This window comes from Aquifex sp., from assembly GCF_056494385.1.
Window position 1 is genome coordinate 1 of sequence record NZ_JBSLZM010000101.1, and the last position, 13,672, is coordinate 13,672.

At 43.2% G+C, this 13,672-nt stretch carries 17 protein-coding genes; 9 read left to right on the forward strand and 8 right to left on the reverse strand.

Annotated features, from left to right (window positions below):
• Position 1 precedes the first annotated feature (1 nt).
• A complete protein-coding gene (locus tag ACWB1W_RS07795) occupies positions 2–1,288 on the reverse strand; it encodes a bifunctional L-myo-inositol-1-phosphate cytidylyltransferase/CDP-L-myo-inositol myo-inositolphosphotransferase (RefSeq protein WP_479370807.1) in 1,287 nt (428 codons plus the stop codon).
• 21 nt (positions 1,289–1,309) lie between these two features.
• Between ACWB1W_RS07795 and ACWB1W_RS07800 the strand changes: the two genes are divergently transcribed.
• The 3 genes from ACWB1W_RS07800 to ACWB1W_RS07810 are packed head-to-tail and all read left to right on the forward strand — an operon-like array spanning position 1,310 to position 3,608.
• Positions 1,310–2,719: a UDP-N-acetylmuramoyl-L-alanyl-D-glutamate--2,6-diaminopimelate ligase gene (locus tag ACWB1W_RS07800; RefSeq protein WP_479370808.1), complete on the forward strand. Its 1,410-nt coding sequence runs from the start codon at positions 1,310–1,312 to the stop codon at positions 2,717–2,719.
• Positions 2,701–3,000 carry a hypothetical protein gene (locus tag ACWB1W_RS07805; RefSeq protein ID WP_459775542.1) on the forward strand — a complete coding sequence of 100 codons (300 nt, stop codon included), beginning with the start codon at positions 2,701–2,703 and terminating at the stop codon, positions 2,998–3,000. Before ACWB1W_RS07800 ends, ACWB1W_RS07805 begins: the two co-directional genes overlap by 19 nt.
• Positions 2,997–3,608: a histidine phosphatase family protein gene (locus ACWB1W_RS07810; protein WP_479370809.1), complete on the forward strand. Its 612-nt coding sequence runs from the start codon at positions 2,997–2,999 to the stop codon at positions 3,606–3,608. The genes ACWB1W_RS07805 and ACWB1W_RS07810 overlap by 4 nt, the downstream gene beginning before the upstream one ends.
• On the opposite strand, the gene ACWB1W_RS07815 is transcribed toward ACWB1W_RS07810, so the two are convergent.
• Complete coding sequence (locus tag ACWB1W_RS07815; protein WP_479370810.1) at positions 3,587–4,864, reverse strand: M23 family metallopeptidase; 1,278 nt, start codon at positions 4,862–4,864, stop codon at positions 3,587–3,589. The two genes, ACWB1W_RS07810 and ACWB1W_RS07815, sit on opposite strands and share 22 nt — an antisense overlap.
• An 18-nt stretch (positions 4,865–4,882) precedes the next feature.
• Here ACWB1W_RS07815 and ACWB1W_RS07820 point away from each other — a divergent pair, with 18 nt between their 5' ends.
• The 6 genes from ACWB1W_RS07820 to ACWB1W_RS07845 are packed head-to-tail and all read left to right on the forward strand — an operon-like array spanning position 4,883 to position 8,276.
• On the forward strand, positions 4,883–5,596 hold the full coding sequence (locus ACWB1W_RS07820; RefSeq protein ID WP_479370811.1) for an SIR2 family NAD-dependent protein deacylase: 714 nt from the start codon (positions 4,883–4,885) through the stop codon (positions 5,594–5,596).
• A complete protein-coding gene (locus ACWB1W_RS07825) occupies positions 5,580–6,071 on the forward strand; it encodes a KdsC family phosphatase (RefSeq protein ID WP_479370812.1) in 492 nt (163 codons plus the stop codon). The genes ACWB1W_RS07820 and ACWB1W_RS07825 overlap by 17 nt, the downstream gene beginning before the upstream one ends.
• Positions 6,064–6,555 (forward strand): LPS export ABC transporter periplasmic protein LptC, encoded by a 492-nt coding sequence (gene lptC / locus ACWB1W_RS07830; RefSeq protein ID WP_479370813.1) that lies wholly within the window; start codon positions 6,064–6,066, stop codon positions 6,553–6,555. Before ACWB1W_RS07825 ends, lptC begins: the two co-directional genes overlap by 8 nt.
• Positions 6,524–6,958, forward strand: coding sequence for an LptA/OstA family protein (locus tag ACWB1W_RS07835; RefSeq protein WP_479370814.1), 435 nt, complete (start codon positions 6,524–6,526; stop codon positions 6,956–6,958). The genes lptC and ACWB1W_RS07835 overlap by 32 nt, the downstream gene beginning before the upstream one ends.
• Entirely contained in the window at positions 6,955–7,233 is a 279-nt protein-coding gene (locus ACWB1W_RS07840) for an HU family DNA-binding protein (protein ID WP_479370815.1), read from the forward strand. The genes ACWB1W_RS07835 and ACWB1W_RS07840 overlap by 4 nt, the downstream gene beginning before the upstream one ends.
• Before the next feature lie 11 nt (positions 7,234–7,244).
• Complete coding sequence (locus tag ACWB1W_RS07845; protein ID WP_479370816.1) at positions 7,245–8,276, forward strand: geranylgeranyl reductase family protein; 1,032 nt, start codon at positions 7,245–7,247, stop codon at positions 8,274–8,276.
• Here the strand turns inward: ACWB1W_RS07845 and ACWB1W_RS07850 are convergent.
• From ACWB1W_RS07850 to ACWB1W_RS07875, 6 genes are all read right to left on the reverse strand, one after another.
• Entirely contained in the window at positions 8,273–9,202 is a 930-nt protein-coding gene (locus tag ACWB1W_RS07850) for a hypothetical protein (RefSeq protein WP_479370817.1), read from the reverse strand. The genes ACWB1W_RS07845 and ACWB1W_RS07850 overlap by 4 nt on opposite strands.
• Complete coding sequence (locus ACWB1W_RS07855) at positions 9,148–11,460, reverse strand: DNA gyrase/topoisomerase IV subunit A (RefSeq protein ID WP_479370818.1); 2,313 nt, start codon at positions 11,458–11,460, stop codon at positions 9,148–9,150. Before ACWB1W_RS07855 ends, ACWB1W_RS07850 begins: the two co-directional genes overlap by 55 nt.
• 50 nt (positions 11,461–11,510) lie before the next feature.
• Positions 11,511–12,299, reverse strand: coding sequence for a tryptophan synthase subunit alpha (gene trpA / locus ACWB1W_RS07860; RefSeq protein ID WP_479370819.1), 789 nt, complete (start codon positions 12,297–12,299; stop codon positions 11,511–11,513).
• Complete coding sequence (locus ACWB1W_RS07865; RefSeq protein ID WP_479370820.1) at positions 12,287–12,685, reverse strand: OsmC family protein; 399 nt, start codon at positions 12,683–12,685, stop codon at positions 12,287–12,289. Before ACWB1W_RS07865 ends, trpA begins: the two co-directional genes overlap by 13 nt.
• A gap of 35 nt (positions 12,686–12,720) precedes the next feature.
• Positions 12,721–13,035, reverse strand: coding sequence for a c-type cytochrome (locus ACWB1W_RS07870; RefSeq protein WP_479370821.1), 315 nt, complete (start codon positions 13,033–13,035; stop codon positions 12,721–12,723).
• 31 nt (positions 13,036–13,066) lie between these two features.
• Positions 13,067–13,672 (reverse strand): enoyl-ACP reductase FabI (locus tag ACWB1W_RS07875; protein WP_479370822.1); only part of this gene is annotated, 606 nt, incomplete at its 5' end.

The following is a 13,672-nucleotide window of genomic DNA, read 5'->3' on the forward strand; positions in this document are numbered from 1 at the left end:
GTTAAACACTTCCCCTTTTTTTCCAAACGAGGTATATCGTAAGAAGAACACGTATATTGGTTATAAGTGCAAGAAGGACGAATAACGCTTTTATCCATCCAAAAAGTGTAAATATCATTATGAGGAAAATTCTTTCATCCCTCTTCCCGAGAAGATATCTGAGTTCCTTTATAACAACGTAAGCATCTTCACAGTAAGCACCTTTATACCTTTCCGTAGAGTAGCTAACCATTAGAGTTCCAAAAAGAGCAAGGAAAACCCAAGGCATAAAGCCCCACGATGGTTTTATGTGAAAAGTTAAAGCGGTTAGGAAGGCGAAATCCACATATCTGTCAAGTAAAGAGTCAAGCCATGCCCCGAACTTGGTCGTCTGCATACGGGCACGGGCTATTTCCCCGTCAAGTCCGTCCAGAACAGAACTTATCTGAAGGAGTATACCTCCGAGAGGAGGAGAAAAGTAAGCAACTAAAGCGGAAAAGAGTCCCAAAAGAAACGTGTAAACGGTTACCTGGTTAGGTGTAAACTTCTCAACAAGGTAAGGAGATATTCTCGTTGATATTTTTCTATTTAGATTTCTTGAGATAAAGCCGTCTCCTGCTCCCTTTATAGCGGTTTTCACTATAAGTTTTCTCGCCTTTTTGATATCCTCGGGTGTGTCTATATCCATCCAGAAGTATCCCGATAAATAGGTGCAGGGTATTTGTGCATACTTTGCGAGCTGACTCATAGTAAGCTTATCAGTCTCTTTAAGAAGCTCCTCAGCTTTTCTAAATATCTCATCGTTTAAAATAAAAAATCCCGTATCAAAACCGTCGTAATTTTTTATTTCTTTCCCTATATCCTTAACTTTCCCTTCTTCACACTTGACTTTAGTGGCTTCGTCCCTGTCTATGTATAACCCTACTTTGTCTACGATTAAGCCTTCACTTTTGAGGGCTTCCTTTATAAACTCCTTTTCGTAAACGTGGTCCGACATAACTACGACAAATCTTCCCTTGACCTTATCCTTTGCAAGGTAGAGAGAGTAACCGTTTTCTTTTTCGGGGTATGGATTGGGAATTATCTCAGCATTTAGGTTATTTTCTCTTAAAAATTCTTCAAGCTTATCTTTATACTTTTCGTTTACAACTATTATAAACTCTTCAACTCCTTCCTCTTGGAGCTGTTTCATTGTCCTGTAGAGGAGTTCTCTTCCCGCTACCTTAATAAGAGCCTTCGGAAGTTCATCGGTGTAAGGTCTCAGTCTTTTTCCTTCTCCTCCCGCAAGGATTACGGCTGTTTTTACCATCGTAAAAAGTATTATATAAGTATGAACCTTCCTTTTATCTTAAGCCGTGTAAAGGGCATAACTTCAAGTTCAAAGGAAGTAAAAAGGGGATATCTCTTCTTTGCTATAAGAGGGTGCAGGTATGACGGTCACGATTTTGCAAAAGAAGCACAAAGTAGGGGAGCTTACGCGGTCGTTGCTGAAAAGCCTCTCCATCTTGACATTCCCGTAATAGTTGTAGAAAACACGCGGAAAGTTCTCGGTGAAGCTTCACACGTATTTTTCGGGGAACCTTCAAAGAAATTTAACGTCATAGGTGTTACGGGAACAAACGGGAAAACCACAACAACCTACGTAATAGAGAAGATACTTGAAACTTCGGGGGAAAAGGTAGGCGTTTTGGGAACTGTAAACTACAGAATAGGGAATGAAGTTCTCGGAGAGGGAAGGACAACTCCCGACCCTATAACGTGGCACGGAACACTTAAAAAGCTTTTAGAGAAGGGAGCTACACACGTTGTAGCAGAAATTTCTTCCCACGCCCTTGACCAGTTCAGGGTTTACCCGACCAAGTTTGAAGCTGTCGTATTTACAAACTTAACACGGGACCATCTTGATTACCATAAAACTATGGAAGACTACTTTCTTTCAAAGAAAAGGCTTTTTACGGAATACACTTCAAAGGTAAAAATTGTAAATGCGGATGACCCTTACGGGAAAAGACTTATTAAGGAAGTAAAAGGGGAAATTATAACCTACGGAAGGGAAGGAGAGCTTAAAATCTCGGAGTTTTATACAAACCTTAAAGGTTCAAAAATGAAAGTTTCTTTCAGGGGAAAGAGTTATACTTTTTTCTCAAATCTTATAGGGGAGTTTCAGGCGTATAACCTGTGTGCCGGAATAGCCTACGCACTCTGGAAGGGAATAGATGAGGAGGTAATAGCGGAAGCCTTAAAATGTGTAAAGGTTCCCGGAAGGTTTGAAGTGGTTTACAACGGAGTTTTTACCGTTATAGTTGATTACGCACACACACCCGATGCAATTGAAAACGTTTTAAGGACCGCACGAAAAATTACGAGAGGGAGATTAATATCCCTTTTCGGGGCAGGGGGAAACAGAGACAGGGAAAAAAGACCTATGATGGGGGAAGCTTCCGAGAGATACAGCGACCTAATTATCCTTACCTCCGACAACCCGAGGGATGAAGAACCCGAGACGATAATACAGGACATACTTAAGGGGATAAAGGAAAGGGAAAAGGTTATCGTTGAGCCCGACAGGAGAAAGGCTATAGAACTTGCCTTGAAAACAGCAAGGAAGGGGGACACGGTCGCCATACTGGGAAAGGGGCATGAAAATTATCAGGAGATAAAAGGTGTAAAATATCCTTTCAGTGATGCTGAGGTTGTTAAAGAAATCCTCGGAGGTGATGGTTGTATAGGGAAGGACTAAATCCCAAGGAAGGAAAACAACCCTGTGACTTTGAAACGCTTTATTACCATGTAAAGCAGGAACTCCTTGAAATATTTAAGAATGCAGATAGACCAATACCGAGGGTTAAAATAAAGGAGCTCAAATCTTCACAGATATGCGGGCTTGTTAATTTGGCTAAGGTCCTTCTTTACCTTGAAAATCTGGGTGTTGTTACCGTTGTTAATAAAGAGTATTACTACCAGGAGTGGGAGATAGACATACAACCTCAGGTTCTTGACGTCTTATTTGAACAGATATGAAGAAGATATACTTGATAAGACACGCACAGAGCGAGTATAACGAGAAGGGTATCTTTCAAGGAAGACTTGATAGCGACCTCACACCCCTTGGTTTCGTTCAGGCAAGGCTCCTCACGGGATACTTCAAAAGGGAAAAACCCGAGGTGATATTTACCTCACCTCAGAGAAGGGCTTACAAGACCGCCTTAACCCTTTCCGACATACTCGGGGTCAACCTCGTGGTTGATGAAAGAATAAGGGAGATGTCCTTCGGAGTTCTTGAGGGAAACCACTTCTGGACTATGTTTGAGGAAAATAAAAAGATGATACTTGATTGGCTAAAAAATCCCGTGGAAAATCCCCTTCCGACACAGGAGGATATGAAGATTTTTGAGGAAAGAGTATCGGATTTCTTGAGGGAGATTATTCAAAGAAAGGAAAAATATATCGCGGTTGTAGGCCACGGGGGAACCCTTCACGGACTTGTGTGTTTGGCTCTCGGAATAGGACTTGAGAAGATGTGGCACATTCATATGGACAACACGGGTATAACCATCCTTGAATATGACGGGGAAAGGTTTCACTTGAGGGAGCTGAACAACACCTGTCACCTTGAAGTTCTCGGTTGAATTGCGGGAGTTATGTTATTCTCAATCCATTTCCTGTCCCACCACTCTATGGGGTTTACGGGAATGCCCTGAATCATTATGCCGAAGTGTAAATGGTCTCCGAAGGCAAGACCCGTTGAGTCGGTAATACCTATTATCTGACCCTTTTTTACAATATCACCTTTCTTTACCTTAAACTCCGCGAGGTGGGAGTATATACTCATCAGACCGTATCCGTGGTCTATAACAATAGTATTTCCGTATATGCCGAGAAATCCGGTAAAAACAACCTTTCCCCCGTTTGACGCTTCAACAGGGGCGTTTTTGACCGATGCGAGGTCGTATCCCCAGTGGTAGCTCTCGCTTATCCTTTTTCCTCCGTAAGTGTATATCCTTTTCTCTCCGAAGAGAGATACAACCTTACTCTTCCTCATCTGGATGAATCTTCCCTTCCAGTAAACCTTTTCTTCGGAGTCTCTACCTATGTTGTAAAGCTGTTCTTCATTCTCCCTTCTTAAATCCTCGTTCACTCTCTTAAAGGCTTCTATCAGGTTTTCCCCGCCGACTTTTTCTGCCAAAAGGGTTGAAAGTTTCGGTATTAAGAGCTTTTCCCTTCCTTTTAACTCAATCCTGTAAACGGGATACCTCTTTATCTTTATCCTCGTTGGGACGGGTATCTTAGACTCGTTCCCCGCTTTATCAACAGCTATTAGCTCAATGCTGTCCTTTTCCGAAAATCCTATGGGGACCGCAAAGAGGGAGAAATACGTATTTTCCCCTACCCTGTAAAAGGGAAACGTGAGATTCCCTACCTTCAGGGAAAGCTTTGCCTCCTCGCTTACGCTTACCCTTACCGCACCGCTCCCTCCGTTCATAACCCCATAGGGGGAAAAGAGAATGCTTACGGTAGGTGGTGTGTAGTCAATATAAGTGGGGACTTTAAAAACTTCCTTTATGAAAAAGAATCGTGTAATCTCAACATACGCTTCCGCCTTACCCTCCTTTAGTCCTATGCGTTTGGGTTCAATTGTAAGTTTTATTTCTTCCGAAGGCTTTCCCTCGTAAAGAGTAAACACTTTACCGTTTTGAATAATTTTTACACTTAAAAGGTCAGCCCTTTGGGGATTGCTTACCTTTAGTACTACTGTCTTCTTTCTCGGAAGGAGTGAAAGTTCTTTATACCCGTAAACCCTTGGTTTTGAGAAAAATAACGTGTAGGATATAACGCTCCCCAGTGTAAGGAAAGCTAAAAGAAGGAAAATAAGCTTTCTCTTCATCGGATAAATTATAACCTTATGGCGGTTAAGATAGTTGCACTCACGGGGGCAGGAATATCCGCAGAAAGTGGTATACCTACCTTCAGAGGGAAAGATGGGCTATGGAACAAGTTCAGACCCGAAGAACTTGCAACACCCGAGGCCTTCTTCAGAAACCCAAAACTCGTTTGGGAGTGGTATGACTGGAGGAGACAGCTGATAGAAAAGGCGGAACCAAACGACGGTCATAAAATTCTTGCAAGGATGGAAAAAGAGTTTACCGGGTTCTTTTTAATAACCCAGAACGTAGACGGACTTCATCAAAAGGCGGGTTCTAAAAGGGTCATAGAACTACACGGGAATATATGGAAGGTGAGGTGTGTTCAGTGCGGAAAAGAGGAGTATGACTATAGAGTGCCGCTTCCCGAGATACCTCCGAAGTGTGAGTGCGGGGGACTTTTAAGACCCGGTGTTGTATGGTTCGGGGAGAGTCTCCCGATGGAAGCCCTAAATAAGGCTTACGAGCTTTCAAGGGAGGCACACCTATTTATAGTTGTAGGAACGTCGGGAGTAGTTTACCCTGCGGCTGAACTTCCCTACGTTGCAAAGGAAAACGGGGCGGAAGTGATAGAGGTAAATCCCGAAGAAACACCTATTTCCCGTATAGCGGATAAGGTCTTCAGGGAAAAGGCCAGCACGGGGCTTAAAAAGGTTTACGAATACGTGAGGGAAAGGTATGGCGCTGAGAGATAGGGTAAAGAGGCTAAAGTTTATAATAACGGACATAGACGGAGTTCTTACCGACGGAAGCCTTTACTACACGGAGGAAGGAGAAACCATAAAGGTTTTCAACGTCTTAGACGGACTCGGTATAAAGATGCTTCAAAGCATGGGGTTTGAGCTGGGAGTTATAAGCGGGAGAGACTCATCACCGCTTATCGTTAGATTAAAAGAGCTGGGAATTGAAGAAGTATTCACGGGAAAACACTCGAAACTTGAAATTTACGAGGAAATAAAAAGGAAGAAGGGTCTGAGGGACGAAGAGGTATGCTTTATAGGGGACGACGTCGTTGACGTTCCCGTAATGAAAAGGGTTGGGCTACCCATAGCGGTAGCAAATGCGGTTGATGAGGTAAAAAGAATAGCCATTTACGTAACGAATGCGGAAGGGGGAAAGGGTGCTATCAGGGAAGTTGCGGAACTTTTAAAGTTCTTAAAAAATGTTTAAAGGTTTTTTCCTAATACTTGTATTCCTCATAGGTGTTACCGTTTCCGAGCTCTACGTTAGGAACTATCTTTCCCTTGAAGAATATCATCTTGTGAGAAGCAACGTTAAAAATGTGCATATAAAGATTTTTACCGAAGAACGTTGGGACCTGACTGGTAAAGAACTCATCTACGAGGGGGGAATAGCTCTCATAAAAAAGAGTGTTATACGGGGAGGTAACTACACAATAAAGGCTGAAAGGCTTTTTTTCAACAGAAAGGAAAAAAGGGGAAGGCTTGAGGGGAACGTTGAGATATCCGGTCCCGATATGTATTTGAAGACAAAAACCGCTTACGTTGATTTTAGGGAAAACAAGGCGTGGGGATACGACGAGATTATACTCAGGAAGGGAAATAACGTGATAAGGGGAAAGGGCTTTAAAATAAGCTTTAAACCCTTTAAGGTAATAATAGATGAAGTTAAGGGTACTCATTCTTATCCTTAGTCTTTTCGGTATGGTATTCTCCCAAGCCATTACGGGGGAAGCGGACAGCTTGGTTTACACAAAGGATAAGTTGGTATACAAGGGAAACGTAAAACTCATAAGGGATTCCTCTGTTCTGAAGGCACAGGAGGTTATAGTTTACCTTAATGGGCAGGGAAAGCCCGTGAAAATCGTTGCAAAGGGAAACGTAAGGGTTATAGAGGGAAACAGGAAGTCATTTTCTGACTACCTTGAATATGACCTTATAAAGGACGTGGTCTATATGAAGGGTAATGCTAAAATAATTGAGGATAAAAGGGCTCTTGAAGCGGACGAGATATACATATACAAAAGAGAAAGGAAACTTGTAGCAAAGGGAAGAGGAAAAAGGGTAAAGAGTGTGTTCGTGGAGGAAAAGAAGTGAACAAATCTGACCTTGCTAAGGAGCTTTCAAAAAGAAAGGGAATACCTCTCAGAAAGGCAACAATTATAGTAAACGAGGTGTTCGAAATTATAAAAGAGGAGGTTCTGAAAGGGGAAAGAGTTGAGATAAGGGGGCTGGGAACCTTTAAGTTAAAGAGAAAACCCGGAAGGTTTGTAAAAAATCCCAAGCTGGGAATTGAAGTTTACGTAAAAGAGCGATACGTTCCCACCTTTAAGGTTGCAAAATCCTTAAGAAAAAAGCTAAACGGGAAGTAGATTAAAGAGTTATGAAATACGATGTTCTCATTGTGGGAGCTGGTCCCGGCGGTTCAACAGCCGCTTACAGACTTGCACGGGGCGGGGCTAAAGTCCTTTTGGTTGATACCCGTAAAGAGGTAGGCTATCCTGTTCAGTGTGCAGAGTTTGTCCCCGTCCAACTTAGCTATAAGTTTCCGGAGTTCTTTACTGAGGAAGCGATAGCCCAGAAGGTTAAAGATATGGTTCACTACACCCCCTGGGGAGAAGTCGTAAGTATGTATTCCGAAGGATTCATTCTTAACAGGGAAATATGGGACAAGAGAATAGCTGAGCTTGCCCAAGAAAGTGGAGCAGTTTTAAAAACAAAAACTAAGTTTGTAGGCTTTGAAGACGAATACGCTCTATTAGAGGATATGAGAACCCGGGAAATAATAAGGGTAAAGGCGGACTTCGTCATAGGTGCGGACGGGGCACGTTCCAAAGTTGCAAAGGAAACGGGAAGGTTCACAAGGGACTTTCTCGTAACGGCTCAATACACCTTAAAACTTAAAAAACCTCTCGGTGACCTTCTCATCTTCTTTAGAGATTACATACCCGGGGGATACGGCTGGATATTCCCGAAAGGAAAGCTTGCAAACGTGGGTGTAGGTATAGACATTTACTACAAGCTAAACGTTCTTGACGTGTTAAACAGGTTTGTAAGAGAAGTGAAAGAATTCGTTTATACTGATGAAATCTTAGGAAAGACGGGAGGTTTCATACCCGGGGAAGGGATAGTAAGCCCCCTCAGAGGTAGAGTTTTTCTCGTCGGTGATGCAGGAGGGTTTTGCCATCCCATAACGGGCGGGGGTATAGCGAACGCAGTTCTCACGGGAGATATGGCGGCAAGGAGCATACTTGAGGGTGAGCCGGAAGAGTATGAAGAGGAAGCCCTTGATACCTTCGGTTCTTCCATAAACAGGGCTGCAAAGAAGAGGAAAGAATTAATGAAAGAGTGGGATAAACTTGAGTGGCGTATTCCCAGAACTTGGATAGCCTTTGAGGAGTATTACAAAGATTAAAACTCCTTCTTAAATAAGCTGTAAGCCTTTACCTCTTCTTCCTTCGCACCAACTGTTATCCTTAAGCTTCCTTCCCTTTCCTTACTTCCCCACTCTCTAAACTTCTTTCCCTCCCTGAAAATGGGAGCCACCTCTTTCCACGAAAATATTTCTTTATCGAAGAAAGCAACGGCTGTATACACGTCGTGTAAGCTCTTTTCCTTCCTTACATTTCTTAAGTACTTTTTCAGAGTATTTATGTAAAGCTCCTGGGGCTTAGTACAGGGGGAAATGCAGGAGAGTTCACACTCTCTTACAAGTATAAGGTGGTTCACGTTTTTTGAAACCATGTAAGTAGGAACTTCAAGCTTTTTTCTAAGGTTAAAAAACTCCTCGGAAGCCCTTATGTCCTTGTTCAGGTTAAAGGTCGGGGTATAAACTCTTTTCCCGAACTTCTTATTTACCTTGCGTGTCACGTTGAAGCCTGCAAATCCGCCTTGAAAGAATATTTCCTTCGGAATTATTCCCCGCTTTAATAAGAATGTAGCGAAGTTAAGACTTCCTCCTACTATAAGCGTAAACTCTTTTCCTTTAAGGAGTCCAAGAGCTTCCTCTCGCGGAGGTAAAAACGTTTCTCTTCTCTCAAGACCTTTAAAGAAGGTGTAGTAATACTCGGGGATTTGGTCCTCCTGAGGCTCTAAATTCCTTGAAAAAAGGGGAACGTTTTCTTCCGCCAGCTTGAGAATATACTTAACATAGGTATTCTGGATACGTGTTCCCTTATCAATCTCAACACCTAAAAGCTTTACCTTTCCCCTTATGTGATAATGGAGAATAAAAAGGAGGAGAAGAGTATCGTCTATATCCCAGGTTTCTATAGATAGGAATACGTTTACCTGCTTGCCTTTATCACCACCTTTATTATCTCGTCCTCTCCGAGTTTCCATCTTGTCCTGGGAATACTTTTCTTAGTTGATAGTGGAAGTTCCTTCTGGTCAACCTTGTCGTAAAAAGCTTTACCCTCCTTTGTCGTTATGAGAAGCTCAACCTCATCCTTTATGGGTATTAAATCTACCAATCTGTCCTTCGTTCCCGATACTTCCGTTCCCTTAACTCCTCTGTTCGTCTTTGGAACTTCCTTCTCAGAAATCTTTTTTACCCTTCCCCTTGCGGTTATAACGAGCAGGAAAGGCTCTCCGTTCCATACTCTTAAACCCGAGACCTCATCTTCCTTCTCAAGCTTTATGCCCTGAACACCTCTTGCGCCGGGAGTTGAAGGTGGAACTTCTCTAACACCGAACCTTGCAACTCTACCTTTTACCGTAAACATAAGAAGGTGTGTTTCGTCTATAGAGCGGGCTAACGAAACGACTTCGTCCCCCTCGGTAAGCTTTATTATCGGCATTCCCTGGGCTTTATACTCAAATTCTGCAAGGGGTATTTTCTTAACATAGCCCCTTCTGGTTGCAAGGAGCAGCCTATCCACAAACTGCTCCCTTATGAACGCACCTATTACTTTCTCACCCCTTCCCTTCAGGGACACCTTGCTTCCCTGGAGTGCCTGAGAGCCTGCAACCCAGTAAACTCTGCCTCTATTTGATACAAGAAATAAACCTTCCGTAAAAGGAACTCTTAGGATGTTAACAACCGGAGCGTTCTCGGGAGGAAGGTTTTCAACGGGAACTATACTTCCGTCCTGGAGTATGGCTACAGTTATGGCACCTTCCTTTAGCTCCCTTCCTGCCCCCTCTATGTAGGTTCTCCTGGTGTCTCCGAACTTCTTTATGAGTTCTTCCGTTTCCTCTATGAATACCTTTATCCTTTCCTCTTCGCTCTTTACAAGTTTCCTGTAATACTCTATCCTTTCCCTTAATTCCTTTTCTTCCTGAAGAAGTTTTTCCCTCTCAAGGGACGTTAATCTTTGTAATCTTAAGTCAAGTATTGCATTCGCCTGTCTTTCGGAAAAGCCAAACTCCTCCATAAGGAAGGCCCTGGCCTCGGATACATCTCTTGAACGCCTTATACGTTCTATTATGTCATCTATAAAGTTTACAGCTCTTAAGAGCCCTTCCACTATGTGGAGCCTGTCTTGGGCTTTCCTGAGAAAGTATCTTGAACGTCTAAGTATAACATCAAGCCTGTGCTTTATAAACTCCTTTAACAAGGTTTTTATATCAACGAGCTTTGGTTCCTTATCTATCAGAACCACAAGGTTTACCGGGAAACCTTTCATAAGAGGTGTGTATTTGTAGAGCTTTTCAAGAACCTGTTCTCCCTTTGCATCTCTTTTTAGTTCAACAACTATCCTTATACCTTCCTTATCCGTCTCATCCCTTATATCCGATATCTCCTTTATCCTCCCGTTCCTTACGTTGTCCGCAATCTTCTTTATGAGCTCTGCTTTGTTAACCTGGTAAGGAATTTCGGTGATTACTATCCTTTCCCTTCCTCCTTGAACCTTCTCAACGTGTGCTTTTCCTTTTACCTGTATTATTCCCCTTCCCGTCTTATAGGCCTCCTTTACCTGTTTCCAGTTTTCTATTACCCCTCCCGTGGGAAAGTCTGGACCTTTCAAGATTTCCATTAACTCTTCAATTTCTGTTTCCGGATTTTTAGCAAGCTTTATGAGTGCCTTTCCAACTTCCTTTAGGTTGTGAGGAGGGATTGATGTAGCGAGTCCTACAGCTATACCGCTCGTTCCGTTGCAAAGAAGGTTAGGAAACTTTGAAGGAAGAACCTCCGGTTCCATAAGTGTATCGTCAAAGTTGGGAACGAAATCAACGGTTTCTTTGTCTATATCAAGAAGCATCTCAACTGCCACGGGTGAGAGCTTTGCTTCGGTATAACGCATCTGGGCAGGGGGGTCTCCGTCCACAGAACCAAAGTTTCCCTGTCCGATGATAAGAGGGTATCTCATGGTAAAGTCCTGGGCCATTCTAACAAGGGCGTCGTAAACCGCTTGGTCTCCATGGGGATGGTACTTACCGAGAACTTCACCGACAACTCTTGCACTCTTTTTAAAGGGTTTATCGGGTGTTAAGCCCATCTCATACATTGAGTAGAGGATTCTTCTCTGGACAGGCTTTAAACCGTCCCTTACGTCGGGAATAGCCCTCCCGACAATAACGGACATAGCGTAATCTATGTAAGCCTGCTTTACTTCTTCCTCTATGGGAACTTCAACGACTTTGGGGCTTTGTTCCATGAGAAAAGATTATACCACTTTACTTAAGTTTTATAAGTGCTTCACAGAACTTAATTTTTTAAAGCTCCCTTTAATTCCTTTATAAGCTCTTCCAGTTCTTTTAATCTTTTACTTCCAGCAAGCTTAACCAGGGCACTACCCACAACAACACCTTCTGAAAACTCTCCTATCTTCTTTGCGTGTTCTCCCTTTGAAACACCGAAACCAACAACAACGGGTTTATCACAAAGACCTTTGTAAAGTTCCACCTTCTTTCTTATACTTTCGTACGGAAGTTTTTCCCTGGCCCCGGTTGTTCCCGTAACGGATACGAAGTAAACCATCTCATCAGCTGATTCACATATCAACTCAAGTCTTTTTTTCGTGCTGGTCGGAGACGCCAGAGGAACGAAAGAGAGACTGAATCTTTTCATATATTCCTTTAGCTCCTTTGCCTCTTCGGGGGGAAGGTCGGGAACTATAAACCCGTCAATTCCACTTTCTTTTGAAAGTCTGCAGAACCTCTCAATACCAATCTTGAAAATCGGGTTGTAGTAAGTCATGAGAAGAAATGGTTTTTCGGGAAACTCTTCCCTCAATGTCCTTGAGAGCTCAAGAACATCTTTGAACTTTACACCGTTTCTGAGGGCGACCTCGTGGGCTACTTGAATGGTAGGGCCATCCGCCACGGGGTCCGAGAAGGGAAATCCTATCTCAAGTATATCCGTCCCGTTTCTCAGAACAGACCTGAAGGCCCGAAGGGACGTTTCGTAATCGGGATAACCAACCATAAGGTAAGAAACGAGAGCTTTTTCGTCGTTTTCCTCTAACCTTTTAAAAGTTTCACTCAATCTTCCCATACCGTTTCCCAGGAAACCTTTAGTTTCGTTGAGCTTTTAATCATTGCGATAACGCTACAATACTTCTCCGTAGAAAGCTTCACCGCCTGCTCAAGGGCCTTTTCCTCAACCTTTCCGTAGGCTACATACTTTATTTCTATTTCTTCGTATATTCTGGGGTGTTTATCCCTTCTTCTTCCCTTAAGGATTATCTCTATACTTTTTACTTCCTGTCTTTTTTTCTTGAGGATGTGGTATATGTCAACTCCGGAACAGCCGCCTACGGATACAAGTAAGAGTTCCATGGGCTTTAAAGCCTTCTCCCCCACCTTTATATTTCCCGAGGGGAGAAGTGCTTCGTAAGTTCCTTCATCCGAAAGCTTTAATTTTACTTCTTTCTCTTCCATATTAATACTTCCCGCCCGAAAGGGCGGGCACGGGATTACTTATGAGAAAGCATGAACTCAGCAAGAGCCCTGAGCTCCTCGTCCGAAAGTCCCTTAAGCATCGTAAGCTGAGCCTTCATTATCGCAAACTTCGGAGGGTCAACTTTAGGCTGTGCTTCTCCTTTCAGGAACTTAACGAGTGATTCTACGTCGTTTCCGTAAGCCTGTGCTATTTTCTTGAGAGAAGGACCTACCGTATCAACGTTGGGTTGGTGGCAGGAAGCACATCCCTTTGACTGGAATATAGCCTTTCCGTCTGCTGCGAATACGGCCCCTGCGAGGAACATTCCCAACAGAAGAAGCTTTTTCATGACAACACCTCCTTAAGGTTTTAAGAATATTTTAATCTCTTTCTTGCCCGAATACTTCCTTCTTAATTTCCTCTTCCCTTCCGAATACACCCATTATGTGGTATCCGTTGTCAACGTGAATAACTTCTCCCGTTATAGCCCGTGCCCAGTCGCTACAAAGGAATACAGCGGTATCACCAACATCGTCTATAGTTATCGGTCTACCGAAGGGGTTCACCTTAGTCGTATGCTCCATAAGAAGGTGAAAACCGGTTATGCTGTAAGCGGCCAGGGTCTTTACGGGTCCTGCGGAGATAGCGTTTATCCTGTGGCCGTATTTTGCTATATCGTATGCGAGATACCTTACGGTGCTCTCAAGGGCTGCCTTTGCTATTCCCATAACGTTGTAATGGGGAACAACCTTTTCCCCTCCATAGTAAGAGAGGGTTATAATTGCCCCGTTCCTTCCTTCCATAAGGGGGAGCAGTTCCCTCGTTAGGGCTATGAGGGAGTAAACGGATATATCCATGGCTATTTTAAAACCTTCCCTTGATGTGTCTATCACGCCACCTTTGAACTCTTCTTTCGGTGCGTAAGCTATTGAGTGAACAATAATGTCAAGGCTTCCCCAGCTCCCTTCCAGAAATTCCCTGAGGGA